Raw genomic sequence first — 26,921 nt, 5'->3', positions numbered from 1 at the left:
CCACGCCCGGGCCCCACACCGCCTAGCCGACGATGCCGCGCACCACCCCGAGCGCCACCAGGTCCTGCGGGCGCAGCCGCAGCTGGTCGGCGGTGGCCGGCACCCGCTCCGGCGGGCGCTTGAGGATCTGCGCGGCGAGCTCGGGCGCGATCACCGAGAAATAGCCGTCCGGCGTGACCCAGGTGTTGCCGGGCGCGGCGAGCGCGAGCGCCCCGCCCGAACCGCCCTCGCCGACGAGCAGCGAGGTCACCGGCGTACGGGCCTCGGCGATCGCCGTGAACGCCTCCGCGATGGCCGGCCCGGCCCCCGCCCGCTCCGCCGCGGCGTCGTTGGCCGCGCCCGGCGTGTCGATCAGCGTCAGGACCGGGATGCCGAGCCGGTCCGCGAGCCGGGCGAGCCGCGCCACCGTACGGAACCCGGCCGGCCGGGTCGCCCCGCCCAGCTGCGCCGCGTACGCCACCGCCCGCCCCTCGTGGACCCCGAATCCGCACTCCACCGTCGGGTCCACCCCGCCGGCCCGGTCGCCGCTGATCGCGGCCCGCACGGCGAAGTACGCGTCGAGGTACGCCCCGGCCCGCGGCCGCTCGGGCGCGCGGGCCGCCCGCACGGCGTCCCACCCGGTGGCCGGCAGCTCCCGCTCGCGCAGCGCGTGCGGCGGCGGAGCGGCCACGGGCTCCTCCCCGGCCTCCGCGGTCAGCAGCCGCAGCCACAGCGCGAGGGCCTCGCGCAGCCGCTCCGGCGGTACGAGGGCGTCGACATGGCCGTGCGCGTGCTGGTCCTCCGCCGTGTACGCGGCGGGGTCGGCGTCCGCCGGCCGCACCCGCGACCCCGCGAACGCCACCTGCGCCGAAGGCAGCGCCAGCACCACATCCGCCCCGGCCCCGACGGTGGCCCAGCCCCCGCCGGTGGCCGGGTCGCGGAGCACGGTGACATGCGGCAGCCCCGCCGCCCGCAGCCGGACGGCCGCCGCGGCGACCCGCTGCAGCTGGGTGAGGGCGATCATCCCCTCCTGCATCCGACTGCCCCCGGTGGCGACGAGGGACACCAGCGGCACCCTCCTCGCCCCCGCCGCCGCGTAGGCCGCCACCAACCGGTCCCCGGCCGCCCGCCCGAGCGACCCCCCGAGAAACCCGAACTCGAACACGACCAGCACGCACGACCGCCCCCCGACGGCGGCGGTCCCGAAGACGACGGACTCCTCCTCGCCGGTACGCTCCGCGGCGCGGGCCCGGGAGGCGCCGTAGCCGTCCCAGCCGAGGGGCCCGTCTGCCTGCCCGGTGCCCTGTTCGCCGGCCCCGTCGGCCGGCGTCGGCGGCGCGGTCAGCTCCGTGAAGTCGTCCGTCACCAGGGCGATCGCCGCGCGGGCGGAGAGGCGCTCAGCCATCGGTCGGCTCCCGGAGCGCCTTCTTCAGGATCTTGCCCATGTCGTTGCGGGGCAGGGCGTCCAGGTAGCGGACCTCGCGGGGGCGCTTGTGGGGGGCGAGGAGGGTGGCGACGTGGTCGGCGAGGGGGCCGGGGGCGGGCGGGGCGGTGGGGTCGGTGGGGACGATCCAGGCGACGATGCGCTCGCCGAGGTCCGGGTCGGGCTCGCCGGTGACCGCGGCCTCGCGGACGCCGGGGTGGTCGAGGAGCGCGTTCTCGATCTCGCCGGCGCCGATCTTGTAGCCGCCGCTCTTGATGAGGTCGGTGGCCTTGCGGCCGACGATCCGGACGTAGCCGTCGGGCTCCCGTACCGCCATGTCCCCGGTACGGAACCAGCCGCCCTCGGCGAAGGCCGCCGCCGTCGCGTCCGGCCGGTTGAGGTACGCGGTGAACAGGTTCGGGCCGCGCACCTGGATCTCGCCGACGGTCTCCCCGTCGGCCACCGGCAGCACGGAGCCGTCCTCCTCCACGAGCCGCAGTTCGACGCCGTCGAGCGGCAGCCCGACCGAGCCGGGGCGCGGGCCCGACCCCACGGGGACGGACGTGTTCATGAGCGTCTCGGTCATCCCGTACCGCTCGATCACCGTCCGCCCCGTCGCCGCCGTGATCCGCTCGTGGTCGTGCACCGGGAGCGCCGCCGAGCCGGAGACGAGGAGCCGGGCGCCCGTCAGGGCCCGTACCAGCGCCGGGTCGTGGGGGAGGGCCTCCGCGATCCGGTGGTACATGGTCGGTACGCCGAACAGCATCGTGCCGCCGCCCTCGCCCAGCTCCTTCGCGACGCCCTCGACGGAGAAGCCGCCCAGGTGCCGTACCTCGCCGCCGCGCCGCAGCGGGCCGAGGACGCCCAGGACCAGGCCGTGGACGTGGAAGAGCGGGAGGCCGTGCACGAGGACGTCGTCCTCGGTCCAGGCCCAGGCGGCCGCCAGCGCGTCGAGGGAGGCGGCGATGGCGCGGTGGGACAGCAGGACGCCCTTGGGCGGGCCGGTGGTGCCGGAGGTGTAGACGATCAGGGCCGCGGACTCGGGGTCGACCGGCTCGTCGGGGTCGACCGGCTCCTCGGCGTACGGGTCGCCGTCCGCGTACGACCCGGACGCCGGTACGTCCACGTCGATCCGCGGCAGCCCCGCGAGCCCCGCCGGCAGTTCGTCCCCCGCGGCCGCGAGCACCGCGCCGGGCGCGCTGTCGCGGAGGATGTGCGCGAGTTCGCGCTCGCCGATCCGCGGGTTCAGCGGGACGGCCGGCACGCCGGCGAGCAGCGCGGCGACCACGCCGACCGCCGTCCCGGCCGTGGGCGTGGCCCACACGGCGACCCGGCCGGCGGCACGCAGCCGCGGGGCCAGGGCGCCGGCGGCGCGCGCCAGTTCCTCGTACGTCAGGGTGCCGGCGCCGAACCGCAGGGCGGGCCGGTCGGATGTCTTCAGGGCCAGGAGGCGGGCGCTCATGCCGGGGATTCTGCCCACCCGTCAGGTCCGGCGCGCTGCGACCTTGCTCACGTCGGGCGCGGGATCCCCGCTTTCCGGCCGGATGTTCCGCATCCGGCCGTAGGCGTACACGCAGCCGGCAAGCGCCAGGTCGGAGAGCAGCATGAACCCGATCGAGTACGAGTCCTTGGCGCTGTAGATCGCGCCCATGACCAGCGGCGGCACGAAGCCGCCGAGCCCGCCCATCGCGCCGACGATGCCGGTGACGCTGCCGACCTGGGCCTGCGGGGTGACCTGGGAGACCAGGGCGAAGACCGAGCCGGACGCGGTGCCGAGGCCGGCCGCCATGATGAGCAGGGCGATGGTGCCGCCCGGGTCGAGCGGCGGGTCGAAGGCCTGGACGATGGCCAGGAGCGCGACGACGGCGAGCGCCGCGGCGGTCACCAGGGCCGGGTGGACCCGGTCCGACAGCCAGCCGCCGAACGGCCGGAACACCACCGTGACCAGGGCGAATCCGGCGGCCTTGGTACCCGCGTCGGTCGGGTCGAGCTCGTACCAGGTCTTGAGATACGTGGGCAGGTAGACGCCGAACGCGACGATGCCGCCGAAACCGATCGCGTACAGCGCCGACAGCTCCCAGGTGACCCGCAGCCGCCCGGCCCGGCCGAGCCGGGTGGCGAGCGACGCGGCGGGGACGGGCCGGTCGGGGCGGTCGGAGATCAGCACGGCGGCGAGCACGGCGTATCCGGCGAGGGCGATGGCCACCACGATGAACGGCAGGTTCTCGCCGTGCTTGGCGATCCGCGGGGTGAAGTAGCCGGAGAGCGCCACCCCGCCCATGCCCATGCCGAACACACCGAGCGCGAAGCCCCGCTTGACCGGCGGGAACCAGGAGTTGACCAGGGGGACGCCGATGGCGAACGTGGTGCCGCCGAGCCCGAGCAGGAAGGCCACGGCCAGCATCAGACCGTACGAGTCCTTGACGACGATCAGCAGCAGCACGGGTACGACGGTCAGCGCCGACACCAGCGGGAACATCAGCTTGGCGCCGTACCGGTCGGTGAGCGCGCCGGCCGGGATCCGGCCGATCGAGCCGACCAGGACGGGGATCGCGACGAGCAGCGACTGCTGGAAGGAGCTGAGCGAGAGCCGGTCGCCGTACCAGCCGCCGAGCGGGGAGATCAGGTTCCAGGCCCAGAAGGTGAGCGTGAAGCCGACCGTGGCCATGACGAGATTGCGGTAGGCGGCCGCGGGGATCTTCTCGGCGGGGGCGGCGGGGGGCTTCGCTGCGGTGTCCACGCCCCCAAGTCAAGATCGGGGGAGGAGGCGGGGCGCGCGGAACTGCTCCGTACGAGGGACGCCGGGGGCCCGGGGCCTTGGTCTTCGTACGCAGGCTTACGGGTCAGGGCCAGGTCACCACGGTCGGCGGCCGTCCGTCGTCCGCGACCCGCAGCCGGAGGCCGTCCGCGCCCGCGCCCACCTCGACCGTGACCGCCCCGACGCCGGAGCGCCGGTGGGCGGCGGCGAGCGCGCCGCGCAGCGTGGCGAGCAGCCGGTCGGCCCCGGTCTCGTCGGCGAGGGTGTCGACGGCGCCGGAGAAGTGCACGGACGGCTGGAAGCCGAGCAGCGCCGCCGCACCGCCGGTCTCGCGCAGCACCCGGCCGCGGAAGGAGGCCGGGGCGTCGGCGGGCGGCTGCTGGAGCGCGAAGATCGTGGTGCGGACCTCCTGGATGGTGGAGTCCAGCTCGTCCACCGCCCGCGCGAGGAGGGTGTCGACCTCGCGCACGGCGGCCCGGCGGCGGGTCGACTCCAGCATCATCTCGGTGGCGAAGAGCCGCTGCACGACGAGATCGTGCAGGTCGCGGGCGATCCGGTCGCGGTCCTCGTAGACGGCGAGCTGTTCGCGGTCGTGCTGGGCGTCGGCGAGCACCAGGGCGAGCGCCGCCTGGGAGGCGAACTGTGAGGCGAGCAGCCGGTCGACGGCCGAGTAGGGGCGGTCGCCGCGCCGCCGGGGGAGCGCGAGGGTGCCGATGAGCCGGCCGCCGCTCTGCAGCGGCAGCATCATCGAGGGCCCGAAGCGGCTGCGGACGTGGGTGGTCATCCGGGGGTCGGTGGCCGAGTCCTCGATGAACACCGGTTCGCCGCCGAGCAGCTGGACCAGGACGGGGGAGCCGGGCGCGATCGTGGTGCCGATCAGATCGCCGGGGTCGTCGGGGGTGGAGGCGGCGACGATCTCCATGCCGCCCTCCTCGGTGGGCTGGAGCACCACGCCGGCGGAGGCGTCGGCGAGCAGCCTGGCCCGTTCGGCGACGGTCGTCAGGGCGTCCTCGGCCGGTCTCCCGGCGAGCAGCGCCGTGGTGACGGCCGCCGCGCCCTCGATCCAGCGCTCGCGGCGGCGGGCGGTCTCGTAGAGGCGGGCGTTGCCGATGGCGATGCCGGCCTGGGTGGCGAGGACCCGGAGCAAGGCCCGGTCCTCCTCGGTGAAGGGGCCGGTCCGCTTGCCGGTGAGGTGGAGCCGGCCGAAGACCTCGGTGTGCACGCGGATGGGCACGTCGAGGACGAGCGGTTCGTCGGTCGGGGCGTCGGGCTCGTCGTCGGCCGCCGTGCCGGCGGTGAACCGTTCGGTGGTGCGGCCGCGCTCGGGGTCGACGACCCCGAGCGCGCCGTGGCGGGCGCCGGTCAGCGCGGTCGCGGTGTCCACGATGTGCTGGAGGGTGGCCCGCAGTTCGAGTTCGCTGCCGACGCCGAGGACGGCCTCCAGGAGCATGGGCAGCCGGGGCGCGGGCGCCGTACCCGGATCGGTGCCGGAGCCGGTCCCGGTGCCGGGGTCGGTGCCCGCGGGCCCGTGCGCGTCCTCGTCCATGATCGACATGGCCTCATTGTCGTACAAAACGCCCGACTACTCGGTGGTGGTCTCGGCCAGCGGGTCGAGGACGAGGGGCTGGATGCGGCCCTCCAGCATCGCGCCGAGGCCGAGCACGGCGCACACGTCGGGCCGTTCGGCGATGTGCACCGGCATGCCGGTCGCCTCGCGCAGCATCTGGTCGAGGCCCGGCAGCAGGGCGCTGCCGCCGACCATCATGATGCCCCGGTCGGCGAGGTCGGCGACCAGGTCGGGCGGGCAGTCGCGGAGCACCTTGCCGATGCCGTCGAGGACGGCGGTCAGCGGGGTCTGGATGGCCTCGCGGACGGCGGCGGTGTCGACGGTCACCGAGCGGGCGAGGCCGGTGGCCACGTCACGGCCGTGGATCTCGGTGAAGGTGGGGCCCTGCAGGGTCAGGCCGTTGCCGTGCAGCGCGACCTGCAGCGGGCGGACCGACTGGCTCGGCAGCATCAGTTCGTGCTGGTGGCGCAGGTGCTGGATGACGGCGTGGTCGATGGCGTCGCCGCCGACCGGCATCCGCTCGGCGGTCACGATCGCGCCGAGCGAGAGCACCGCGACCTGGGTGGTGGCCGCCCCGCACACCAGGATCATGGTGGCGGTCGGCTGCTCGACCGGGAGGCCGCAGCCGACGGCCGCGGCGATCAGGGTGTCGACCAGTTCCACCCGGCGGGCGCCCAGGCCGACCAGGGTCTCCACGGCGGCGCGCTGGGCGAGCGGGTCGCTGTCGTGCGGGGTGCAGGCGGCGGCGCGCAGCCGGGGCTTGCGGCGCAGCTGGCGGCGGAGCTTGTCGCCGAGGAGGTGACGGAGCATCCGCTGCGCCATCTCGATGTCGACGACGGTGCCGCCGGACACGGGTCTGACCACCCGGATGTAGTCGGGGGTGCGGCCGGTCATCTTCTCGGCGAGCGCGCCGACGGCGATCAGCGCGCCGGTGCGGGTGTTGACGGCGGCGACGGACGGCTCGTCGACGACGAGGCCGGCGCCCTTGACGAAGACCCTGGTGCGGGCGGCGCCCAGGTCGACGGCGACATGGCAGCGGCGTAGCTGCTCAAGGCTGACGGTCACGGCGGTCCTCCGGAGTGCGGTGCTGGCACGGGCGAGGCGGCGCGCGGGAGCGCGGTCCTGTTGGCATCGTGCTGCCGCCCCGCGTGGCGCGCGCGCTGAGCTGAGCCGCCCGGGGTCACGACACGCCGTCTGCGGGAGGGAAAAGCACTGACGGAACGTCAGGTCGTGGGCATGGCTTCACGCGGGGTGGGCATGGCCTCACGTGGGGCGAGCGGGGTGAATGGGGTGGGTGGGGCGCGAGGGGAGCGGTGGAACCTGACGCTGCAGCAGACCCCAGGCGAACTCCGCCGCGCAGCGCGCGCCGCCGGGCAGCGTGAAGTCGAGCCTGGCCAGCGTCGGTGCCACCCCCTCGCGCGGCTCGACCCCCTCGAACGCCCGCCACACCTCGTCGATCGTGCACCCCCAGGGCCGCAGGTCGGCGGCGGTGCGCAGCTCCGGTACGGGGGCTCCCGGCGCCCTCGTCAGGGTGCGGGACCACACGGCGCGGCCCGGCCCGACCAGGACCGTGAAACGGAGTTCGGGCCACAACGGGACCCGCCACAGCCAGGCCTCCGCGTCACCGCGCAGCACGTCCCCGCGCACCGGACGCCGGGCCTCCGGCTCGCCGAGCGCCCGGTGGTAGCGGGCGAACTCGCCCGGCCCCTGCCGCGCGTGCGCCCCGGCCTGCCAGCGCTTGTTCGCCTCGCGCATCTCCGTGTGCGTGGCTGGGCCTGTCCGGCGGGTCAGGGCCGGGTCCGCGACGCCTGGCACGGCACCTGGCCGCGTTGCCGAAGTGCCCCCATAGCTCCGCTATGAAGACACTCCGGCGCCTTGCCATGCACCGCACCAGACGCCGCGGCCTATCCGACCCTGACCCGCCGGACAGGCCCAGTTCGCGCAGCGCGTCGTCGACCAGGGCGGGCTGGTGGTCGGCCATCCGGCGGAGCAGTACGAACTGGAACTCGCGCGGCCCGAAAGGGGCGGCGGGGCGGGCGGCGGGGCTCATGCACCCATCCTGCCCTTACGTCCCGTCCGGCGGGACTTAGCGGGAAATTCACGACGACGCGCCGCCGACCCGTGCTTTCCTCACAGGATCCTCACGTCGGCGCCTATCTGCCGGGTCCTCACGGCGCATAGCCTGCGGGCGCCATGGACTACTGCCACCAGTGCCGACGGCATCTCAACGGCGCCCTGGCCTGCGCAGGCTGCGGGACCCCCGCCGAGGAGCTGCGGTACCTCGCTCCCCCCACGCCCCCCACACCCCCCGCGCCCGCCGCGTCCTTCCAGCCGCTCGCGGAGCCGGCGGTCACCACGCCGCCGCCCGTGGAACCGGAGTTCAGCTACGAACTGGACCCGCTCGAGCCGCCCCGCCCCGCCGAGGGGCGCGCCGCCGCGCGCCGCCGCGCCAAGGACGGCGGCAGGAGTGGTGGGAGAAGGGGTGCCGGTGGATCCGGCGACGCGTCCGATGGCCGGGCAGTCGGTGGCCGGGCCGCCGGCCGGAACGGCGGGCGGCGGGCGCGTTCGCGGCGGGGACGCACGGTGCTGCTCGGCACCCTCGGCTTCGCGCTCGCGGTCGGTTCGCTGACGATGGCCAAGCTGGCCCTGGAGCAGCCGGCCGACGGCGGCGCGGCCACCGCGGTCGAGGAGGAGGACGTCGTCGAGACCCTCGACCCCGACCAGCCGACGCCCTCCGAGAGCGCCGGGATCCCCGACGGCCCCGGCCCGGTCGAGTCCGGCTCGGCCCGTCCCTCCACCACCCCCCACCCGGCCCGCGGCTCCGGCCGCACCGGCGGCGGCAGCGCGCACAGCAGCGACACGGGTACGGGTACGGGGTCGGGCTCCGGTACGGGCGACGGGTCCGGCGACGGCACGGGTGACGGGTCGGGGCCCTCGCCGCGGGCCACGCCCACCGGGCCGGGGAAACCTTCCGCCACCCCCAGCGGCAGCGGCTCGCCCTCGGCGAGCGGCACGGCCCCGGGCCCCTCGTCGAGCGCGCCGACCCCGACGACCTCGCCGAGCCCGGAGCCGACGTGCACGCGCTTCCTGTGGTGGTGCGTGTAGGGCGGCGGCCTTACGCCGTCGCCGCGTCGCCCCCGGCCTCGCCCTCGCCGAGCATGCGCTTCAGCAGGTCGCGCAGCAGGGTGCGCTCGACGTCGGTGAGCTCGCCGAGCGGCTCGCGGGCGAAGCGCAGCGAGTCGCGGAGCCGGCGGGCGGTCTCGCGGCCCTCGTCGGTGGGGGCCGCGACCTTGACGCGCCGGTCGGCGGGGTCGGGGCGGCGCTCGACCAGGCCGCGGGACTCCAGGCGGTCGATGATCCCCGTGACGTTCGACGGCTCGCACTTGAGCTGCTCGGCGATCTTCCGCATGGGCGTGGGCTCCACGGCGAGCAGTCCGAGGACCCGCGCCTGGGCGCCGGTGAGGGCGTGCGCGGCGGCGGCCTCCTCGTACTCCTCGTGGTAGCGGGTCACGACCGTGCCGATGAGTTCCACGACCTCGCGGGTCAGCGGGTCCGTGCGGGGCGTGCGTGCGGTGGGCATGCGAACCATCGTACTCCGATACTTGACAACATGAAATATCGAGGCGCATGGTTGTTTCAGGTAGTGAAACTTTCCCGGGAGCCCCCTTCCGGGAGATCCTTATCCGGAGGCCCAGCCGATGTCCGTACTCCCCGCGTCCAGCCGTGAGTGGCACCTCGTCACCCGTCCGCACGGCTGGCCCGTGCCCGCGGACTTCGCGCTCCGCGAGACCCCCGTCACCGAGCCCGCCGAGGGCCGCGTCCTCGTGCGCAACCTGCACTTCTCGGTCGACCCGTACATGCGCGGCCGGATGAACGACGTGAAGTCGTACATCCCCCCGTTCAAGCTGGACCACCCCATGGACGGCGGCGCGGTCGGCGTGGTCGTCGCCTCGAACGCGGAGGGCTTCGCCGTCGGCGACCACGTGCTGCACGGCCTCGGCTGGCGGGAGTACGCGGACGTGCCCGCCCAGCACGCCACCAAGGTCGACCCGGAGCTCGCCCCGCTCTCCGCCTACCTCGGCGTGCTCGGCATGACCGGCCTCACCGCCTACGCGGGCCTCTTCGAGGTCGCCTCCTTCAAGGAGGGCGACGCCGTCTTCGTCTCCGGCGCGGCCGGCGCCGTCGGCAGCCAGGTCGGCCAGATGGCCCGGCTCAAGGGCGCCTCCCGGGTCATCGGCTCGGCCGGCTCCGACGAGAAGGTCAAGTGGCTGGTCGAGGAGCTCGGCTTCGACGCCGCCTTCAACTACAAGAACGGCCCGGTCAAGGACCAGCTGCGCGAGGCCGCCCCGGACGGCATCGACGTCTACTTCGACAACGTCGGCGGCGACCACCTGGAAGCCGCGATCTCCTCACTCAACGTGCACGGCCGCGCCACCATCTGCGGCATGATCGCGCAGTACAACGACACCGAGCCGGTCCCCGGCCCGCGCAACATGGCCATGATCATCGGCAAGCGGCTGCGCCTCCAGGGCGTCCTCGTCGGCGACCACTACGGGATGCAGCAGCAGTTCGTGCAGGAGGTCGGCGGCTGGCTGCGCTCCGGCGAGCTGAAGTACGGCGAGACCTTCGTCGAGGGCATCGAGAACGGCGTGGACGCCTTCCTCGGCATGCTCCGCGGCGACAACACCGGAAAGATGATCGTCTCGGCGACCCGTTAGTCTTCCCTCAGCCGTCGCGATCGTGGGCGCGAGTCGCGGCGAACAGCAGAAGGAAGACAGCAGCATGTCGATTCAGCACTCCGACGTCCTGTACACCGCCGTCGCCACCGCCGAGAACGGGCGCGACGGCCGCGTGGCCACCGACGACGGCCGGCTCGACGTCGTCGTGAACCCGCCGAAGGCCATGGGCGGCTCCGGCGAGGGCACCAACCCGGAGCAGCTCTTCGCCGCCGGCTACAGCGCCTGCTTCCAGGGCGCCCTGGGCGTCGTGGCCCGCAACGAGAACGCGGACATCGCCGGCTCGACGGTCACCGCCGAGGTCGGCATCGGCAAGAACGACGAGGGCTTCGGCATCATCGTCAAGATCTCGGCCAGCATTCCGAACGTGGACGCCGAGACCGCCAAGAGCCTGATCGAGAAGGCCCACCAGGTCTGCCCGTACTCCAAGGCGACCCGCGGCAACATCACGGTCGAGCTCGCGGTCTGAGTTCGACGCCCCGGCGCCGGGGCCGCAGACTGAAGAGGGGCCGTACCCTGACCGACCAGGGTGCGGCCCTTTTTCGTACCGCTCGACCGGTCCCATTAGGGTGATCGCCATGCGTGATTTCGGGGTGGGCTTCGGTTATCTGCTGCGCGGCCAGAAGTGGGTCGCCGGCCACGGACGCTGGTTCGGCTTCGGCCTGCTGCCCGGGCTCGTCACCCTCGTCCTGTACGTGGCGGCGCTGACCGGGCTCGGCTACGGCGCGGACGACCTGACGGCCTGGGCGACGCCCTTCGCCGACGACTGGAGCTCGCCCTGGCAGGGCCTGCTCCGCGGCGCCCTCACCTTCCTGGTCTTCGCGCTCGGCCTGTTCCTCGCAGTGATCACCTTCACCGCCGTGACCCTCCTGGTCGGCCAGCCCTTCTACGAGTCGCTGTCCGAGGCCGTCGACCGCGGCGAGGACGGCGAGGCGCCCGAGTCAGGGCTTCCGCTCTGGCGCGAACTGTGGATCTCCGCCCGCGACAGCCTGCGGGTCCTCGCCCGGGTCGCGCTCTACGGCATCCTGCTCTTCGCCGCCGGTTTCATCCCGGTCGTCGGCCAGACCGTCGTCCCCGCCATCGGCTTCTGCGTCTCCGGCTTCTTCCTCACCGAGGAGCTCACCGCGGTCGCGCTCCAGCGCCGCCGCGTCGAGTTCAAGGAGCGCCTCGGGATGCTGCGCGGCCGCCGGGCCGCCGCCCTCGGCTTCGGCCTACCGCTCGTCCTCGCCTTCCTGATCCCCTTCGTCGCCGTCCTGCTGATGCCGGGCGCCGTCGCCGGCGCCACCCTGATGGCCCGCGAGCTGAACGGCGAGACGCCGGCGGAGGACGAGGACGAGGCGCCCGCCCCGCACGAGACGAACGGCGCCGGCAGCCCCCTCGGCTGACCTCCGGGCCTAGGGCGTGCCCTAGCCGCGCCCGCGCTCAGCCCAGGTCCGGGTGCAGTTCCGGGCGGGCCTCCCACCAGGCGCGGTGGAAGGCGTTGTGCGGCACGTTGTCCAGGTAGGCCAGGCCCGCCGCCCGGTACAGCCGGGCCGCCCGGGGCTCGGCGACGGCGGCCCGGTTCCAGGCGAGCCGGATGCGGCCGGTGATCGGGTCGCCGGCCAGCGGCCGGAGCACGGTCCCGGCGGCGGGCGGCGCCGTCGGCTGGCTCAGTGAGATCGCCCGGCCGCCGGCGATCAGGTCGTAGTGCATCTTGCGGTCGGCGATCCGGTAGCGCAGCGACGGGGTGAACCCGGCCCGCCGGCAGGCGGCGACCAGTGCCTCCGGGCCGCCGTCGTCGTCCTCGACAAGCGTCATCCAGGTCTCGTCCGCGAGCTCCGCCAGCTCGATCCGGTCCCGCCCGGCCAGCGGGTGCGCCGCCGAGAGCCGCACGCAGAACGGCTCCTTCGGGATCAGGGTGCGGGCCGCGACCCCGTCGGGCAGCGGCACCTCGTGGTCGGCGACCTCCCCGTACACGATCGCGTCGTACTGCCCGGCGCCCAGCATCCGGCTGAGCGTGGTCACCGAGTGCTCGACGCTGACCGCGATCTCAGGCCCCGCCAACTCCTGCTCCAGGCGCCCGATCAGCCGGTCCACCAGGACCAGCAGGATGCAGCCGAGCCGCAGTGTCGGATGCGGCGCCGCCGCCCGCGCGCCCGCCGCGAGCGCGTCCATCTCGCCGAGCACCCGGCGCGCCTTGGACAGCACGAACTCGCCGAGCGGCGTGGGGTCCACCCCGTGCCGCCCGCGCACGAACAACTCGCCGCCCGCGGCCCGCTCGATCCGCCGCAGCTGAGCCGACAGGGCCGGCTGAGACACCCCGAGCCGGACCGCCGCCCGCCCCAGGCTGCCCGCCTCCGCTATCCGGCAGACGGCTTCCAGATGCCTCAACTCCAGCTGCATTTCACCAGGTTAGACACGCGCCCAGGGCGGACGACACCCTTCGGGCCCGCTCGCGCCATAACGCGGGTCTTATGCCCGGTGAGAGGTCCCCTCCTTGCCATGTCCACACCCATACTCGGCGCGTCCCACCGTCTCCCCCCACCCGAACGGAGCAGACGTGCACCCCACCAGACTCTCGGCGGCCGTCGCGGCGCTCGCCCTGACGGCGAGCCTCGCGGGCACCCTCGCGGGGACCGCCAGTGCCGCGGCGAACCCGCAGGCTCAGCCCGTACCGCCCGGGCAGGGCAGGTCGCTCGCCCTGGCCGCCGCCGACAAGGCCGCCGACAGCGGACTCGACGGACTCCGGCACGGCACCGACGAGGAACTCGTCAGGACCGCGGTCACCCCGTGGGCCGGCGGTCTCTACTACGCCGCCTACCAGCGGACCTACAAGGGCCTCCCGGTCGCGGGCGGCGGCGACGCCGTCGTCCTGACCGACAGCGCCGGCAAGGTCCGGCACGTCGCCGCCGCGCCCGCCCCCGCGCTGAAGCTGTCCACGAAGGCCACCGTCGGCTCCGCCGCCGCGCTCGCCACCGCCCGCGCGCAGCTGGCCGGCGTCGAGAGCGCGAGCGCCCCCGAACTCAGCGTGCTGCTCAAGGGGAACAAACCGGTCCTCGCCTGGCACACCCTCGTCGTCGGCCGCACCGCCAAGGGTCTGCCCAGCTCGCTCGACACCTACGTCGACGCCCGCACCGGCAAGGTCGCGCAGGCCACCGACAAGGTGCTGCACGCCGACGGCCGCGGCTACCACAACGGCAACGTCACCATCGACACCGCCACCACCTCGATGACCGACGCCACCCGCTCCCCGTTCCGCTGCGGCGGCCAGAACGGCAGCGCCTACACCGGCTCCTCGCCCTGGGGCAACGGCAGCGCCAACGACCTGGTCACCGCCTGCGTCGACATCATGTACGCCGCCCAGCGCGAGTCCGACATGCTCAAGCAGTGGTTCGGCTACAACGGCCAGAACGGCCAGGGCGGCATGGTCCCGGCCCGCGCCGGGCTGAGCGAGGTCAACGCCTACTACGACGGCACCAAGACCACCTTCGGCCACAACCAGAACGGCACGATGCAGCTCACCGGCATCGACGTGGTCGCCCACGAGTACGGGCACGAGATCTTCGACAAGACCCCGGGCAGCGCCGGCTCGTCCAACGAGAACGGCGGCATGAACGAGTCGACCGGCGACATCTTCGGCGCGCTCACCGAGCACTTCGCGAACAACCCCAACGACACCCCCGACTACACCGTCGGCGAGAAGCTGAACTTCCTCGGCGACAACAAGCCGATCCGCTACATGTACAACCCGTCGCTCGCCGGCGACCCCAACTGCTACCCGCAGCTGAACTCCGGTACCGAGGTGCACGCCGCGGCCGGCCCGCAGAACCACTGGTTCTACCTGCTCGCGGAGGGCTCCAACCCCGGCGGCGGCAAGCCCGCCAGCCCCATATGCTCCGGCGGCCCGTCCTCCGTGACCGGCATCGGCGTGCAGAAGGCCGGCAAGATCTTCATGGGCGCGCTGCTGATGAAGACCTCCTCCTGGAACCACCTCGCCGCCCGCAGGGCGACCCTCGCCACCGCCAAGAACACCTACGGCAGCGCCGAGTGCAACGCGGTGAAGACGGCCTGGAACGCGATCGGCGTCCCCGCCCAGTCCGGTGAGACCGACTGCGGCGGCACCACCAACCCCGACTTCTCCCTCGCCCTGAACCCGGCCGCCGGCACGGTCCAGGCCGGCGGCTCGGTCAACTCCACGGTCGGCACCACGACCACCGGCGGCAGCGCCCAGACCGTGCAGCTCTCCGCGAGCGGCGTGCCGAGCGGCGTCAAGGTCTCCTTCAGCCCGACCTCGGTGACCTCCGGCGACTCCTCGACCATGACCGTCCAGGTCGCGGCGGACACCGCGAACGGCACGTACCCGATCACCGTCACCGGTACGGGCTCCGCCACCCACACCGTGACCTACCAGCTCACGGTCGGCACCGACACCCCGCCGCCCACCGGCTGCGACAACAGCGAGTACACCTACCAGGGCAGCCTCGCCTCCGGGCAGGCCGAGGTCCAGCCGGACGGCTCGTACTACTACTCCGCGACCTCCGGCACCCACGTCGGCTGTCTGCGCGGCCCGGCCGGCACCGACTTCGACCTCTACCTGCAGAAGTGGAACGGCTACAACTGGGCCGACGTGGCCGTGGGCGGCACCGCGGGCGCCGACGAGGACACCAGCTACTACGGCTCCGCGGGCTACTACCGCTATGTGGTGCACGCCTACAGCGGCTCCGGCGCCTACACCCTGGGCCTGAGCGCCCCATAGAGCCGCCCCGTAAGGGGAGTCCCTGAACGCCCCGCCACGGGGACGGGGCAGGTCCGTCACGGGCAGGGGGTTCCGTGACGGCTTCCCCGGAGGGCCGGACCGCCGTATGTCCCACGGCGGTCCGGCCCTCATGCGCGGTTCACCCGCCGGCCGGTCACGCGCCGACCGTTCACACGGCGACCTTCACCAGCACGAAGCCCGGCTCGTCCGGACCCGCGTCCGCGAGCCGCTCCCCGTCCGGCCCCCAGGCGCCGGCCATGCCGCCGCCCACCCCGTCCTCGTTGGGCCCGAGGACATTGCCGAGGACGACATGCAGCCCGAAGTCGCGGGCGCGCGCCGGATAGACCGCCGTGAACGAGTCGTTGTCGGCGCCGAGCACCGAACTCGCCAGATAGACGGAGCAGTCGTCGGCGGCGGCCCGCTCGGCGAGCTCCGGGAAGCGGTTGTCGTAGCAGGTGGCGAGCGCGAAGCGGACCCCGTCGAGCGCGAACCGCCCGTCCACGGCACCCGGTTCGAAGACCTCGGCCTCCACCCCGTACAGATGCCGCTTGTCGTAACGGGCGAGCAGCCCGCCGTCCGGGCCGATGACGAGGGTGGTGATCCCGGGGCGCGAACCGGGGGGCGAACCGGGCCCCGCCACCGGCCCGTTGACCACGGCCGCCGCGGACACCGCCCGGCACGCCTCCCGTACGGGTTCCAGGCGCGGGTCGTCCTCGGTGAGCACCAGCTCGGGGTTGTCCCGGATGAGGCTCGGCTCGTACCCGGTGACCGAGAGCTCGGCGAAGACCACGACCCGGGCCCCCTCGGCCCCGGCGGCGCGGACCAGGGCGGCGACGGCCCCGACGTTGGCGGCGATGTCCCCGGCGACCGGGGCGAACTGCGTGGCGGCGACGATCATGCCCGCATCATCGCAGCCGTCTCCCGCAGCAGCGCCAGGAAGGCCGTGGCCGCCACCGTCGGCACCGGCGGGGTCGCGGCGCAGATCCGCCGGTACGGCACGTCGTCCGGGTGGATCGTCACCAGCGCCACATCGGGCCGTACGGACGCGGCCGCGAGCGCCGGCACGAGGGTGACGCCGAGCCCCGCCGCCACCGCGCCCAGCTTGGCGATCCAGTCAAGCGCGAGCAGCCCGGTGCGCGGCCGGAACCCGGCGGCGACGGCGGGCCGGAACAGGGTGTCCTCCAGGCGCTCGTTGGCGACGATCCACTCCTCGTCGGCCAGCTCCGCCAGCCGCACGTCCCGCCGCCCCGCGTACGGGTGCCCGCGCTCCAGGGCCACCAGCATCGGCTCGTCCAGGAGGTGATGGAGCGTCACCCCGTCCGGCGCGGCCCCGCTCGTCGCCGGGCTGACCACCGCGAGGTCCTCCTCGCCGGCCGCGACCAGCCGCAGATGCTTGACCGAGGGCCCCTCGACTCGGGTCACCACGACCCCCGGATGCTGCGCCCGGAAGGCCGCCTGGGTGCGCGGTACGAGCGCGGCGCCCGCGCTGGCGAAGGCGCCGAGCCGCAGCAGCCCGCCGTCCAGGGTGCGCAGCGCCGCCAGCTCGGCGCGGGCCAGGGCGAGCCGGTCCCGTACCGCCTCCGCGTGCGGCAGCAGCACCCGGCCCGCCTCGCTCAGCCGCACCCCGCGCGGGAGCCGCTCGAACAGGGCGGCGCCGGTCTCGTCCTCCAGGGCCTGGATCTGCCGGGACACCGCGGACTGGGTGTAGCCGAGGGTCCGGGCGGCGGCGGTGAAGGAGCCGGCGCGGGCGACGGCCAGGAACACCTCGTACAGGGACTGAGAGGCATGCGGGTTGGGCATGGTTCCCATGCTAGACATTCGCTTGTGGCATGCCGCCTTGCTCTCTAGCGTCGGAAGCATGGAGAACACGCGGAACGAGACCGCTCAGAAGATCGCTTTCCTCGGGCTCGGCAACATGGGCCTCCCCATGGCCCGCCGGCTCCTCGACGCCGGCCACCCCCTCACCGTGTGGAACCGCACGCCCGGCAAGGCCGACGCCCTCGTCGCCGACGGCGCCGTGCGCGCCGCGGACCCCGCCGAGGCGGTCGCCGACGCCGACGTCGTCATCACCATGCTGGCCGACCCGGCCGCCGCGCGCGCCGTCGCCGACACCATGCTGCCGGCGCTGCGCCCCGGCACCCACTGGATCGACACCTCGACCATCGGCCCCGACGCGGTGCGCGAGCTCACCGACCGGCTCCCCGAGGGCGTCACCCTGATCGACGCGCCCGTCATGGGCAGCGTCGACCGGGCCGCCACCGGCGAACTGCTCATCTTCGCGGGCGGCGACACCGCGCCCGTCGCCGCCGTCCTCGACCGGCTCGGCACCGTCACCCCGTGCGGCGGACCGGGCACCGGCGCCGCCCTCAAGCTCGTCCTCATCAACGCCGTCATCGGCGGCGTCGCCCTGATCGGCGAGGCCCTCGCCCTCACCGACGCCCTGGGCCTGCCCCGTGAGCTCGCCCTCCGCACCCTCGGTGCGGGCCCGCTGGCCGGTGCCGTCGGCCGCGCCACCGCGACCGGCGTCCACTTCCCGGTGGCCCTCGCCGCCAAGGATGTCGCCTTGGCCACCGCCGCCACCGAGGCGAAGCTCCCGATCCTGGAGGCCGTCCACCAGGCCCTCACCCGGAACCCGGCCCTCGCGGCGGAGGACCTGGCGGCCGTCGTCACCCAGTGACGCGGGCGCTCACCTGACGGGTCCACCCACCCGGCGTCCGCGCGCGGCGCCGAACGAGTGGACTCGCCGGAGCGCGGACCGGGCGGTGGGCTCCCGGCGCACGGTCCGGTGCCGATGCTGGCCGTCCGGGCCCCGGCCCGCAGCCGTGGCCCGGGCCCGTGCCGTGCCGCGTACTCCGTGATCCGCGCTCCGTGACCCGGAAGAGGCACCCCGCCCATGCGACGTACCCCCCGCCGTCGGCTGCTCGCCGCGACCCTGCTCGCGGTGAGCGTCCTCGCCCCGATGGCAGCCGTGCCGGCCACCGCCGCTCCCACGACCGCGTTCCCCGCCGCCGGCGGCGAGGGACCGCACGGCACCGACTGCCCGCGCGACGACGGCCTCGACCCCGCGCTCAGCGCCCGCCTCGACAAGACCATCGCCCAGGTCCGTGCCCAGGCCGGCATCCCCGGCGTCGTCGTCGGCCTGTGGCTGCCGGGCCGGGGCTGCTACGTGAAGGCGACCGGCGTCGCCGACAAGAAGACCGGCGCGCCGATGCCCCTCGACACGTTCGTGCGCATCGGCAGCGAGACCAAGACCTTCACGGTCACCGCGCTCCTCGAACTCGTCGACGAGGGCAGGATCGGGCTCGACGACCCGATCGACCGTTACGTCCGGGGCGTGCCGAACGGGCACAAGATCACCCTCCGCCACCTCGCCGAGATGCGCAGCGGCCTCTTCCCGTACACCGCCGACGCCGACTTCATCCGCGACCTGCAGACGCAGCCCGAGCGCGCCTTCAACCCCTGGGAGGCGCTGTCGTACGGCTACCGGCACGCCAACACCTTCGCCCCCGGCGCCCGGTTCCAGTACTCCAACTCCAACCTGCTGCTCCTCGGCCTCGTCGTCGAGAAGGTCACCGGGCAGAACCTCGCCGACGTCCTGCACCACCGGGTGCTCCGGCCCGCCGGGCTGCGGCACACCCTCATGCCGAAGGGCACCGAGTTCCCCTCGCCGCACGCCCGCGGCTACACCGACCAGACCCTGGACGGCACCGTCCAGGACGTCACCGACTGGAACCCCAGCTGGGCCTGGGCGGCCGGCAGCATGATCTCCGACCTGGGCGACCTGCGCCGCTGGGCCGAGGTCCTCGCCACCGGCAAGCTGCTCAGCCCGCAGACCCAGGCGCAGCGCCTGAAGACGCTGCCGACCGGCTTCCCCGGCACCGACTACGGCCTCGGCATCCTCGACACCGACGGCTGGATCGGCCACAACGGCTCCATCCCCGGCTACGAGACGGTCACCGTCTACCTGCCCGAGGAGAAGGCCACCATGGTCCTGATGATGAACACCGACGTCCTCGTCGGCGGCCAGGAGCCCTCGACCCTGCTGGCCCGCGCGATCACCCAGGTCATCACGCCGGACCACGTGTACGCGGGCGGCATCGCCCCGCGCTGAGGCGTCGCCCGGCACGGCGCCGAAATCCACATGTGGCCCCGCCGCGGCCCGCGTTAGGGTCGGGCGCAGCGGGTCCGCGCGCGGCCCCGCAGGGTGCGGGGCCGTGGCAGAGCGGTCGATCGCGGTCCCGGGCGGAGGAGGTCCCCGAAGCCCGGGGCGAGGGGCTCGTCGCCGGACCTGGCGGGAGAGTCGCACGGGTTCGAATCCCGTCGCCCCGCACCCGAACCACCCCTCCCCGGAGGGGTTTCAGCGCTCCTCCGGCCGCAGCAGGCGCACGAAGTCCCGGAAGGCGGCCGGCATGTCCACCGCGTCCGGGTCGAGCAGCCACTGGTACTGCAGGCCGTCCATCACCGCCGTGAGCAGCGGCGCCGCCCGCTCCGGGGTGAGCCCGCCCGGGAGTTCGTCGCCGAACTCGGCGCGCAGCACGTCCGCCATGTTCTCCCGCACCTGCGCGTAGCGCTCGGTGAAGAAGGCGCGCGCCGGGTGGTCCTCGGTGACGCTCTCGCCGAGCAGCGCCGAGAAGGTCTGCACGATTCCCGGGCGCATCGCGTTGTACTCGACCAGCGACTCCATGAGGTCGAGCCGCCAGCGCTCCCGGTCCCGGGCGCCGCTGGTGTCCCAGCGGTCGCGCTCCTCCAGGACGGCGACGAGCAGCGCCTCCTTGGTGGGGAAGTAGTGCAGCAGACCCTGCTGGGTGAGCCCGACCCGCTCGGCGACCGCGCCCAGGGAGGCGCCCCGGTAGCCGCGCTCGGCGATCACCTCCAGGGCGGCGCGGACGATCTCCGCCTTGCGCTCCTCGCTCCTGGTACGCGCCATGCCCGTTCCCCCTTCCGCAGGTCCCTGTCGTGAGGACCGTACGCCATCGCGATGATAACGAAATGCTCACGTAACCTACCGATCTACAGGTAGGCGAGTCAGTATGGCCGCACCAAGGGCTTCATCACGAGGAGGTACGGCCATGGCAGAGACGAACGCGGTGCACGCCGACGCGGCGCACGCGGACACCGCGCGCGAGGAAGCCGTCGAGTCGGCGCTCGCCAAGCTCGACCTGGACGCCAAGACCCGGCTGCTCGGCGGCCAGGACATGTGGTCGCTGCCCGCCCTGCCCGAGATCGGCCTGGCCTCGCTGGTCATGTCCGACGGCCCGATCGGCGTCCGCGGTGTCCGCTGGACCGCCGACGACCCGTCCGTCGCGCTGCCGTCCCCGACCGCCCTCGCCGCCACCTGGGACCCGGAGCTCGCCCGCCGCGCGGGCCGGCTGCTCGCCCAGGAGGCCCGCCGCAAGGGCGTCCACGTCCTCCTCGCACCCACCGTCAACCTGCACCGCACCCCGCTCGGCGGCCGCCACTTCGAGGCGTACAGCGAGGACCCGTACCTCACCGGCGCCATCGGCACCGGATATGTGCGGGGCGTCCAGGACGGCGGCGTCGGCACCACCGTCAAGCACTTCGTCGGCAACGACGCCGAGACCGACCGCTTCACCGTCGACAACCGGATCGCCGCCCGCCCGCTGCGCGAGCTCTACCTCGCGCCCTTCGAGGCCATCGTCGCCAACGCCCACCCCTGGGGCATCATGACCGCCTACAACCAGGTCAACGGCGTGACGATGACCGAGCACCGCTACCTGGTGAACGAGGTGCTGCGCGGCGAGTGGGGCTTCGACGGCTACAACGTCTCCGACTGGATGGCCGCCCGCTCCACCACCGGCGACATCGAGGGCGGCCTCGACGTCGCCATGCCCGGGCCGCGGACCGTGTACGGCGAGGCGCTCTCCGCCGCCGTCCGGTCCGGCGAGGTCGCCGAGGCCACCGTCGACACCGCCGTGCGCAACGTGCTCCGGCTCGCCGCCCGCGTCGGCGTCCTCGACGGCGCCCCCGCCGCCGTCACCGAGCCGCCCGCCGCGATCGACGGCGACGCCCTCGCCCGCGAGATCGCCCGCCGCGGTTTCGTCCTCGTACGCAACGAGGTACGTGACGAGGGCGCGGCCCTGCCCCTGCGGGCCGGGTCGGTCGCCCTCTCCGGCGCCGCCGCCCGCGACGCGCGGGTCCTCGGCGGCGGCTCCGCGCAGGTCTTCCCCGAGCACGTCGTCTCCCCGCTCGACGGCCTGACCGCCGCGCTCCCCGAGGGCAGCCTCTCGTACGTGATCGGCGCCGACCCCAGCGACGAACTCGCCCCCGCCGACCAGGGGTTCACCCTGCGCGCCGTGTGCCGGGACGCCTCAGGCGCGGTCATCGGCGAGGGCAGCCTGCCGAACGGGCAGGTCCAGTGGATCGGCGACGACCTCCCGGCCGGCGTCACCCACGACGCCCTCGCCTCCATCGAGGTCACCGGCACCTTCACCCCGCGCGAGAGCGGCGAGCACTCCTTCGGCACCCGCGGCCTCGGCGCGTACGCGCTCACCGTCGGCGGCCGGGTCCTCTTCGACGGCGTGCAGTCCATGGGTCCCGAGACCGACCCCTTCGAGGCCTTCTTCGGCTCGCCCGTCGAGCGCGGCAAGGTCGCCCTCACGGCCGGCGAGACCGTCGTGGTCTCCCTCTGGCACACCCTGGACAAGGAGTTCGCGGCGCCGCTGCCGGCCGTCATGTTCTCCTTCGTCCACCTCGGTCCGCGCCGTGACCCCGACGAACTGATCGCCGAAGCCGTCGCCTCGGCCCGCGCCGCCGACACCGCCGTCGTGGTCGTCGCCACCACCGAGCGCGTCGAGTCCGAGGGCTTCGACCGCAAGGACCTGGCCCTGCCGGGGCGCCAGGACGACCTCGTACGGGCCGTCGCCGCCGCCAACCCGAACACGGTCGTGGTCGTCAACGCCGGCTCCCCGGTCGAGATGCCCTGGCGCGAGGACGTGGCCGCGATCCTGCTCAGCTGGTTCCCGGGGCAGGAGGGCGGCGCCGCGCTCGCCGACGTCCTCACCGGCGCCGAGGAGCCCGGCGGCCGGCTGCCCACCACCTGGCCGGTCGCCCTCGCCGACGTCCCGGTCACCGAGGTCACCCCGACCGACGGCCGACTCGCCTACGCCGAGGGCCTGTTCATCGGCTACCGCGCCTGGGACCGGGCCGGCGCCGTCCCTGCGTACCCCTTCGGCCACGGCCTCGGCTACACGACCTGGTCGTACGACGCGCTCACGGCCACCGCCGGGTCCGCCACGGTCCGCCTCACCAACACCGGCCCCCGCACCGGCCGCGAGGTCGTCCAGCTCTACCTGGCCCCCGTCGCCGACACCGTCGAACGCCCCGCCCGCTGGCTGGCCGGCTTCGCGAGCGTCGAGGCCGCCCCCGGCGAGACCGTCGAGGTCACCGTCGACCTCCCGCGCCGCGCCTTCGAGATCTGGAACGAGGAGCAGGCCGCCTGGACCCCGATCCCCGGCCCCTACGACCTCCTCGCCGCCCACTCCCTGACGGACCCCCGCCTCACCACCCGCGTCAACCCCTGACGCGCCCCCTGAGACCGGCCCCGGGGCGGACCCTGACATCCGCCCCGGGGCCTTAGGGGGTGTCTTGTGGATCATGGCCGGGTCCGCGACGCCTGGCACGGCACCACGCCGCGTTGCCGAAGCGCCCCGATAGCTCCGCTATCGCGACGCTCCGGCGCCTTGCGATGCACCGCACCAGACGCCGCGGCCTATCCGACCCTGATCCACAAGACACCCCCTACGCCTTCGTGATCTGCCGGTACGCCAGCTCCGCGAGCCGCGCCTGGCCGGACTTGCTCGGGTGGAAGAAGTCCCAGGGGCTCAGCTGCGGCTGGTCGAAGGCGAAGCCGAAGACGGCGCCGCCGTCGTAGCGGCAGCGGGCGTCCTTCGCGCACTCCTCGCGCAGGACCCGGTTGTACGCCACGACCCGGTCCCGCACCGCGGTGCGGCGGCGCTCGGCGGTCGGGCCCAGGTCGGTGGGGTCCTTGAGCATGGCGCCGCAGATGCCCAGCTGCCACACCTGGCGGCCCAGCGGGCTGACCCGGCCGGTCTCCCAGAGACGCCGCAGGTCGGGCAGGCTCGACACGTACACCTGGGCCTTCGGCGCCCCGGCGCGCAGCCGGGTGAGCGCCGCGGCGAAGGAGGCCCGGAACTCCCCGACCGGGGTCATCTCCTCGGCCCGGGCCCGGCACGCGTCGTTCGCGCCCATCATCACCGTGACCAGCTCGGGCCGTTCGGCCGCCGCCGCGGCCATCTGCTCCGGCAGCTCCGCCATCCGCGCCCCGGTCCGGGCCAGGTTCCAGCTCCGGCCGGCCACCCGCGCCGGGCCGAGAAGCCGCAGCGCCAGGCTGTTGACCTCGGTGTCCGTGCCGGTCGCCCAGGACATCTCGGGGCAGTCCGCCAGGACCGTACAGGCGTCGAAGGCGCGGGTGATGGAGTCGCCGACCGCGGCGACCGAGGAGGGGGAGACGTTCCACACCGGCTTCGGCGGAGGCGTCGGCTTCGGCGCAGCCGACGCCGCCCGCGGGCCCGGCCCGTCACCGCCGCCCGAACAGCCCGCGAGCACCGCCACGGCGCACAGCAGTGCCGTCCCCGCGACGGCGGTACGGAATCGGTCTCGCCCGTGCGGCATCCCGCGGCCCCTCCTCGGCGTCCTCGCGAGTGAAAGCTTGGTGTCCACCCGCCCCCGACCGACCGTACGTCACCCCGACCCGGGCGCGGCACGGTAGCTTTTCCCCCGTCGAACCAGAGGCGCCCCTGCCGATCGGCTCCGGTAAATTACATCACGTCACATGCTGTCCCCTTTTTGGGGGTTTGCGAAGCCGCTTCTTCGTGATGTTGTTTACTGAGGCCGCTGGGAAAGGCGAACCTCGTCCCACACTGGAGGTCCCGGTGACGACACGTGGAGTCCTGTACGTTCACTCCGCACCGCGCGCGCTCTGCCCGCACGTCGAATGGGCGGTCGCGGGCGTCCTCGGTGCGAGGGTCCAGCTCGACTGGATCCGGCAGCCCGCGTCCCCGGGCACGTGGAGAGCCGAGTTCTCCTGGCAGGGCGAGACCGGCACCGCTTCCAAACTCGCCTCCGCCCTGCGCGGCTGGCAGCTGCTCCGCTTCGAGGTCACGGCCGAGCCCTGCGCCACCGCCGAGGGCGAGCGCTACAGCGCCACCCCGGACCTCGGCATCTTCCACGCGGTCACCGGCATCCACGGCGACATCCTGATCCCCGAGGACCGGCTGCGCGCCGCCCTGGCCCGCGCCGCGCAGGGCGAGACGGTCCTGGAGGCCGAGATCTCCAAGCTCCTCGGCAAGCCCTGGGACGACGAGCTGGAGCCCTTCCGGTACGCGGGCGAGGGCGCCCCGGTCCGCTGGCTGCACCAGGTGGTCTAGGACCCGGTCCATGATCTGGCCCCGGAGGCCGGGAGGTCGTAGATTCCCCCACGGGGGTGCGCGATGGAGACACGGGGAACCACGGCGGCCGGAACGGCCGCCGTATTGCTGTCCGGAGCCGGTGCCTCGTGGTGGTGGCCGGCCACCGCGGTCGCCGTGGTGGCGGCGTTCGCGGCCGGGTACGCGCTGGGCCGGCGGCGCAGGCCGCGGGAGCCGCAGGACCGGCAACCGGAGGAACGGCAACCGGAGGACCGGAAACCGCAGGACTGGCAACCGGAGGACCGGAAGCCCGCCGCCCGCCGCCGAGGCGTGCCCGACGGCGCCGTCCTCCCGCTCGCCTTCCTCGCTCTCGCCGTCTTCCTGACGGTCCTCTGGATGGTCTGGCCCGACGCGAGGGACTTCGGCCCGGAGATCGACATCCGCCCGCCGGACAGGCCCTAGCCGAAAGCCCCCTGCCGGAACACGGGTGTGTTCCGGCAGGGGGCTTTCCGCCTGCGCTATGACGTCCGGTCAGACCGAACGGAACGCGAGCACCACGTTGTGGCCGCCGAAGCCGAACGAGTTGGCCTCTTCTCCGTGCGCCCCTCGCACCGCTGCGCGGGCTTCGGGGCGCTGTGCCGGACTCCGTCCGGCCGGCTGGGCGCGGGCCCGGTCGGCGGCTACACCGAACGGAACGCGAGCACCACGTTGTGGCCGCCGAAGCCGAACGAGTTGTTGATCGCGGCGATCGTGCCCTGCGGCAGCTCCCGCGGCTCGTTGATGACGATGTCCGCGTCGACCTCCGGGTCCAGGTCGTCGACGTTGATCGTCGGGGGGGCCAGGCGGTTGTGGAGCGCGAGGACCGTGGCGACCGTCTCGATGCCGCCGGCGCCGCCCAGGAGGTGGCCGGTCATCGACTTGGTCGCGGAGATCGCGACGTGGGACAGGTCGTCGCCCAGGACCTTCCGCAGCGCCTTGATCTCGGCGACGTCGCCCTGCGGCGTCGACGTGGCGTGCGCGTTGAGGTGGACGACCTCGGCGGGCTTCAGGTCCGAGGTGTCGAGGAGGTGCTGCAGGGCGGCGGCGATGCCCCGGCCGGTCGGCTCGGGCTGCGCGATGTGGTGGCTGTCGGCCGACAGGCCCTGGCCCAGCGCCTCGCAGTAGATCTTCGCGCCGCGCGCCTTGGCGTGCTCCTCGGACTCGAGCACGATGACGCCCGCGCCCTCGCCCAGGATGAAGCCGTCGCGCGCCTTGTCGTAGGGGCGGGAGGCCTTCTCGGGCTCGTCGTTGTTCTTGGACATCGCCATCATGTTGGCGAAGGCCGCGATCGGCAGCGGGTGGATCGCCGCCTCGGTGCCGCCGGCGACGACCACGTCGGCACGGCCGGTGCGGATCATCTCGATGGCGTAGCCGATGGCCTCGGCACCCGACGCGCACGCGGAGACCGGGGTGTGCACGCCCGCCCGGGCGTTCACCTCCAGGCCGACGTTGGCGGAGGGGCTGTTGGGCATGAGCATCGGCACGGTGTGCGGGGAGACGCGGCGCACGCCGGACTCCTTCAGCACGTCGTACTGGTCGAGCAGAGTGGTGACACCGCCGATGCCGGAGGCGATGACGGAGCCGAGCCGCTCGGGCGCGATCTTCTCGTCCTCACCGGCCGGGGCGGTGTAGCCCGCGTCGGCCCACGCCTCGCGGGCCGCGATCAGCGCGAACTGCGCCGAGCGGTCCAGCTTGCGGGCCAGCGGCCGGGGCAGCACCTCGGAGGGGTCCACCGCGGCGAGCGCGGCGATCCGTACGGGCAGCTCCGCGAAGCGCTCGCCCTCCAGGGGCCGGACGCCGGAGCGCCCCGCCAGCAGACCTTCCCAGGTCGAAGCGGAGTCGCCACCCAGCGGAGTGGTTGCGCCGATACCGGTGACGACCACGGTGCGATTGGTCGAGCTCACAGGAATTCTTTCTCCATGTGTGTGATGGTCGAAAAACGGCGCCACCGCCGGGTGGCGAACCGGTTCAGCCGGACCGGGGTCCGGCCGGGCCCCGAATCAGGCCTGGTGCTTGAGGATGTAGCTGGTCGCGTCGCCGACCGTCTTGAGGTTCTTGACGTCCTCGTCGGGGATCTTGACGTCGAAGCGCTCTTCGGCGGCGACGACGACCTCGACCATGGACAGGGAGTCGACGTCCAGGTCGTCGGTGAAGGACTTGTCGAGCTCGACGTCCTCGACCGGGATGCCGGCGATCTCGTTCACGATCTCGGCGAGACCGTCGACGATCTCCTTCTCGGTGGCGGCCATGGTGGCGCTCCTTCTTGTGTCTGTACTGAGGAAAATCGGCTTCCGGAAG

General features: G+C 74.0%; 24 protein-coding genes. 10 read left to right on the top strand and 14 right to left on the bottom strand.

The window, feature by feature from the left end:
- Positions 1–22: 22 nt before the first annotated feature.
- The 6 genes from KV205_RS03955 to KV205_RS03930 form a co-directional block, all read right to left on the bottom strand.
- Positions 23–1,384: a carboxyl transferase domain-containing protein gene (locus tag KV205_RS03955; protein WP_265862151.1), complete on the bottom strand. Its 1,362-nt coding sequence runs from the start codon at positions 1,382–1,384 to the stop codon at positions 23–25.
- Positions 1,377–2,864, bottom strand: a complete 1,488-nt coding sequence (locus KV205_RS03950; RefSeq protein WP_265862149.1) for an acyl-CoA synthetase — start codon at positions 2,862–2,864, stop codon at positions 1,377–1,379. The genes KV205_RS03955 and KV205_RS03950 overlap by 8 nt, the downstream gene beginning before the upstream one ends.
- Before the next feature lie 21 nt (positions 2,865–2,885).
- Positions 2,886–4,070: an MFS transporter gene (locus KV205_RS03945; RefSeq protein WP_274710084.1), complete on the bottom strand. Its 1,185-nt coding sequence runs from the start codon at positions 4,068–4,070 to the stop codon at positions 2,886–2,888.
- Positions 4,071–4,245: 175 nt separating this feature from the next.
- Entirely contained in the window at positions 4,246–5,715 is a 1,470-nt protein-coding gene (locus KV205_RS03940) for a GAF domain-containing protein (protein WP_374214616.1), read from the bottom strand.
- A 27-nt stretch (positions 5,716–5,742) separates the two neighbouring features.
- Positions 5,743–6,792: a rod shape-determining protein gene (locus tag KV205_RS03935; protein WP_265862145.1), complete on the bottom strand. Its 1,050-nt coding sequence runs from the start codon at positions 6,790–6,792 to the stop codon at positions 5,743–5,745.
- A gap of 198 nt (positions 6,793–6,990) precedes the next feature.
- Complete coding sequence (locus tag KV205_RS03930) at positions 6,991–7,482, bottom strand: hypothetical protein (protein WP_306806245.1); 492 nt, start codon at positions 7,480–7,482, stop codon at positions 6,991–6,993.
- Between the two features lie 438 nt (positions 7,483–7,920).
- Between KV205_RS03930 and KV205_RS03925 the strand changes: the two genes are divergently transcribed.
- Positions 7,921–8,832, top strand: coding sequence for a hypothetical protein (locus KV205_RS03925; RefSeq protein WP_265862143.1), 912 nt, complete (start codon positions 7,921–7,923; stop codon positions 8,830–8,832).
- A 10-nt stretch (positions 8,833–8,842) separates the two neighbouring features.
- Here the strand turns inward: KV205_RS03925 and KV205_RS03920 are convergent, their stop codons facing one another.
- Positions 8,843–9,307, bottom strand: coding sequence for a MarR family winged helix-turn-helix transcriptional regulator (locus KV205_RS03920; protein WP_265862142.1), 465 nt, complete (start codon positions 9,305–9,307; stop codon positions 8,843–8,845).
- 118 nt (positions 9,308–9,425) lie between these two features.
- Here KV205_RS03920 and KV205_RS03915 point away from each other — a divergent pair, with 118 nt between their 5' ends.
- The 3 genes from KV205_RS03915 (at position 9,426) to KV205_RS03905 (ending at position 11,848) form a co-directional block, all read left to right on the top strand.
- Positions 9,426–10,445, top strand: a complete 1,020-nt coding sequence (locus KV205_RS03915; protein WP_265862141.1) for an NADP-dependent oxidoreductase — start codon at positions 9,426–9,428, stop codon at positions 10,443–10,445.
- A 64-nt stretch (positions 10,446–10,509) separates the two neighbouring features.
- Positions 10,510–10,932, top strand: a complete 423-nt coding sequence (locus KV205_RS03910) for an organic hydroperoxide resistance protein (RefSeq protein ID WP_265862139.1) — start codon at positions 10,510–10,512, stop codon at positions 10,930–10,932.
- Between the two features lie 109 nt (positions 10,933–11,041).
- Positions 11,042–11,848: an EI24 domain-containing protein gene (locus KV205_RS03905; protein WP_265862137.1), complete on the top strand. Its 807-nt coding sequence runs from the start codon at positions 11,042–11,044 to the stop codon at positions 11,846–11,848.
- Between the two features lie 37 nt (positions 11,849–11,885).
- Here the strand turns inward: KV205_RS03905 and KV205_RS03900 are convergent, their stop codons facing one another.
- Positions 11,886–12,845, bottom strand: a complete 960-nt coding sequence (locus tag KV205_RS03900) for a LysR family transcriptional regulator (protein WP_265862136.1) — start codon at positions 12,843–12,845, stop codon at positions 11,886–11,888.
- A gap of 157 nt (positions 12,846–13,002) precedes the next feature.
- Between KV205_RS03900 and KV205_RS03895 the strand changes: the two genes are divergently transcribed.
- Positions 13,003–15,198: a M4 family metallopeptidase gene (locus tag KV205_RS03895; RefSeq protein WP_265862135.1), complete on the top strand. Its 2,196-nt coding sequence runs from the start codon at positions 13,003–13,005 to the stop codon at positions 15,196–15,198.
- 169 nt (positions 15,199–15,367) lie between these two features.
- On the opposite strand, the gene KV205_RS03890 is transcribed toward KV205_RS03895, so the two are convergent.
- The gene (locus KV205_RS03890; RefSeq protein ID WP_265862133.1) at positions 15,368–16,096 is read right to left on the bottom strand and encodes a carbon-nitrogen hydrolase family protein; all 729 of its coding nucleotides are present in this window, start codon (positions 16,094–16,096) and stop codon (positions 15,368–15,370) included.
- Positions 16,093–16,998: a LysR family transcriptional regulator gene (locus KV205_RS03885; protein WP_265862132.1), complete on the bottom strand. Its 906-nt coding sequence runs from the start codon at positions 16,996–16,998 to the stop codon at positions 16,093–16,095. The genes KV205_RS03890 and KV205_RS03885 overlap by 4 nt, the downstream gene beginning before the upstream one ends.
- 58 nt (positions 16,999–17,056) lie before the next feature.
- Between KV205_RS03885 and KV205_RS03880 the strand changes: the two genes are divergently transcribed.
- Both KV205_RS03880 and KV205_RS03875 read left to right on the top strand, forming a co-directional pair.
- Positions 17,057–17,875 (top strand): NAD(P)-dependent oxidoreductase, encoded by an 819-nt coding sequence (locus tag KV205_RS03880; RefSeq protein WP_265862130.1) that lies wholly within the window; start codon positions 17,057–17,059, stop codon positions 17,873–17,875.
- Positions 17,876–18,091: 216 nt separating this feature from the next.
- Positions 18,092–19,309, top strand: coding sequence for a serine hydrolase (locus KV205_RS03875; protein ID WP_265862129.1), 1,218 nt, complete (start codon positions 18,092–18,094; stop codon positions 19,307–19,309).
- Positions 19,310–19,555: 246 nt separating this feature from the next.
- On the opposite strand, the gene KV205_RS03870 is transcribed toward KV205_RS03875, so the two are convergent.
- Positions 19,556–20,125, bottom strand: a complete 570-nt coding sequence (locus KV205_RS03870; RefSeq protein ID WP_265862128.1) for a TetR/AcrR family transcriptional regulator — start codon at positions 20,123–20,125, stop codon at positions 19,556–19,558.
- 142 nt (positions 20,126–20,267) lie between these two features.
- On the opposite strand from KV205_RS03870, the gene KV205_RS03865 reads away from it, so the two are divergent.
- On the top strand, positions 20,268–22,739 hold the full coding sequence (locus KV205_RS03865; RefSeq protein ID WP_265862127.1) for a glycoside hydrolase family 3 protein: 2,472 nt from the start codon (positions 20,268–20,270) through the stop codon (positions 22,737–22,739).
- A 217-nt stretch (positions 22,740–22,956) separates the two neighbouring features.
- Here the strand turns inward: KV205_RS03865 and KV205_RS03860 are convergent, their stop codons facing one another.
- Entirely contained in the window at positions 22,957–23,850 is an 894-nt protein-coding gene (locus KV205_RS03860; RefSeq protein WP_265862126.1) for an SGNH/GDSL hydrolase family protein, read from the bottom strand.
- 260 nt (positions 23,851–24,110) lie between these two features.
- Between KV205_RS03860 and KV205_RS03855 the strand changes: the two genes are divergently transcribed.
- Positions 24,111–24,605 carry a DUF3145 domain-containing protein gene (locus KV205_RS03855; RefSeq protein ID WP_265862124.1) on the top strand — a complete coding sequence of 165 codons (495 nt, stop codon included), beginning with the start codon at positions 24,111–24,113 and terminating at the stop codon, positions 24,603–24,605.
- Between the two features lie 63 nt (positions 24,606–24,668).
- On the top strand, positions 24,669–25,046 hold the full coding sequence (locus KV205_RS03850; RefSeq protein WP_265862123.1) for a hypothetical protein: 378 nt from the start codon (positions 24,669–24,671) through the stop codon (positions 25,044–25,046).
- Between the two features lie 218 nt (positions 25,047–25,264).
- Here the strand turns inward: KV205_RS03850 and fabF are convergent, their stop codons facing one another.
- Together fabF and KV205_RS03840 are read right to left on the bottom strand one after the other, a co-directional pair.
- A complete protein-coding gene (gene fabF / locus KV205_RS03845; RefSeq protein WP_265862121.1) occupies positions 25,265–26,527 on the bottom strand; it encodes a beta-ketoacyl-ACP synthase II in 1,263 nt (420 codons plus the stop codon).
- A gap of 96 nt (positions 26,528–26,623) precedes the next feature.
- Positions 26,624–26,872 (bottom strand): acyl carrier protein, encoded by a 249-nt coding sequence (locus KV205_RS03840; RefSeq protein ID WP_265862119.1) that lies wholly within the window; start codon positions 26,870–26,872, stop codon positions 26,624–26,626.
- Positions 26,873–26,921: the final 49 nt, after the last annotated feature.

It is taken from the genome of Streptomyces sp. SKN60 (genome assembly GCF_026236535.1).
Classification (GTDB): Bacteria; Actinomycetota; Actinomycetes; order Streptomycetales; family Streptomycetaceae; genus Streptomyces.
This window is presented reverse-complemented; position numbering and strand designations above follow the sequence as displayed.

Excerpts from the sequence above, each read along its gene's own strand:
- KV205_RS03885 (WP_265862132.1), bottom strand. The coding sequence starts at position 16,998 with ATGCCCAACCCGCATGCCTCTCAGTCCCTGTACGAGGTGTTCCTGGCC.
- KV205_RS03950 (WP_265862149.1), bottom strand. The coding sequence starts at position 2,864 with ATGAGCGCCCGCCTCCTGGCCCTGAAGACATCCGACCGGCCCGCCCTG.
- KV205_RS03920 (WP_265862142.1), bottom strand. The coding sequence starts at position 9,307 with ATGCCCACCGCACGCACGCCCCGCACGGACCCGCTGACCCGCGAGGTC.
- KV205_RS03880 (WP_265862130.1), top strand. The coding sequence starts at position 17,057 with ATGGAGAACACGCGGAACGAGACCGCTCAGAAGATCGCTTTCCTCGGG.
- KV205_RS03860 (WP_265862126.1), bottom strand. The coding sequence starts at position 23,850 with ATGCCGCACGGGCGAGACCGATTCCGTACCGCCGTCGCGGGGACGGCA.
- KV205_RS03940 (WP_374214616.1), bottom strand. The coding sequence starts at position 5,715 with ATGTCGATCATGGACGAGGACGCGCACGGGCCCGCGGGCACCGACCCC.
- KV205_RS03910 (WP_265862139.1), top strand. The coding sequence starts at position 10,510 with ATGTCGATTCAGCACTCCGACGTCCTGTACACCGCCGTCGCCACCGCC.
- KV205_RS03915 (WP_265862141.1), top strand. The coding sequence starts at position 9,426 with ATGTCCGTACTCCCCGCGTCCAGCCGTGAGTGGCACCTCGTCACCCGT.
- KV205_RS03945 (WP_274710084.1), bottom strand. The coding sequence starts at position 4,070 with ATGGCCACGGTCGGCTTCACGCTCACCTTCTGGGCCTGGAACCTGATC.
- KV205_RS03840 (WP_265862119.1), bottom strand. The coding sequence starts at position 26,872 with ATGGCCGCCACCGAGAAGGAGATCGTCGACGGTCTCGCCGAGATCGTG.
- KV205_RS03865 (WP_265862127.1), top strand. The coding sequence starts at position 20,268 with ATGGCAGAGACGAACGCGGTGCACGCCGACGCGGCGCACGCGGACACC.
- KV205_RS03850 (WP_265862123.1), top strand. The coding sequence starts at position 24,669 with ATGGAGACACGGGGAACCACGGCGGCCGGAACGGCCGCCGTATTGCTG.
- KV205_RS03890 (WP_265862133.1), bottom strand. The coding sequence starts at position 16,096 with ATGATCGTCGCCGCCACGCAGTTCGCCCCGGTCGCCGGGGACATCGCC.
- KV205_RS03870 (WP_265862128.1), bottom strand. The coding sequence starts at position 20,125 with ATGGCGCGTACCAGGAGCGAGGAGCGCAAGGCGGAGATCGTCCGCGCC.
- KV205_RS03930 (WP_306806245.1), bottom strand. The coding sequence starts at position 7,482 with ATGCGCGAGGCGAACAAGCGCTGGCAGGCCGGGGCGCACGCGCGGCAG.
- KV205_RS03905 (WP_265862137.1), top strand. The coding sequence starts at position 11,042 with ATGCGTGATTTCGGGGTGGGCTTCGGTTATCTGCTGCGCGGCCAGAAG.
- KV205_RS03875 (WP_265862129.1), top strand. The coding sequence starts at position 18,092 with ATGCGACGTACCCCCCGCCGTCGGCTGCTCGCCGCGACCCTGCTCGCG.
- KV205_RS03925 (WP_265862143.1), top strand. The coding sequence starts at position 7,921 with ATGGACTACTGCCACCAGTGCCGACGGCATCTCAACGGCGCCCTGGCC.
- KV205_RS03955 (WP_265862151.1), bottom strand. The coding sequence starts at position 1,384 with ATGGCTGAGCGCCTCTCCGCCCGCGCGGCGATCGCCCTGGTGACGGAC.
- KV205_RS03900 (WP_265862136.1), bottom strand. The coding sequence starts at position 12,845 with ATGCAGCTGGAGTTGAGGCATCTGGAAGCCGTCTGCCGGATAGCGGAG.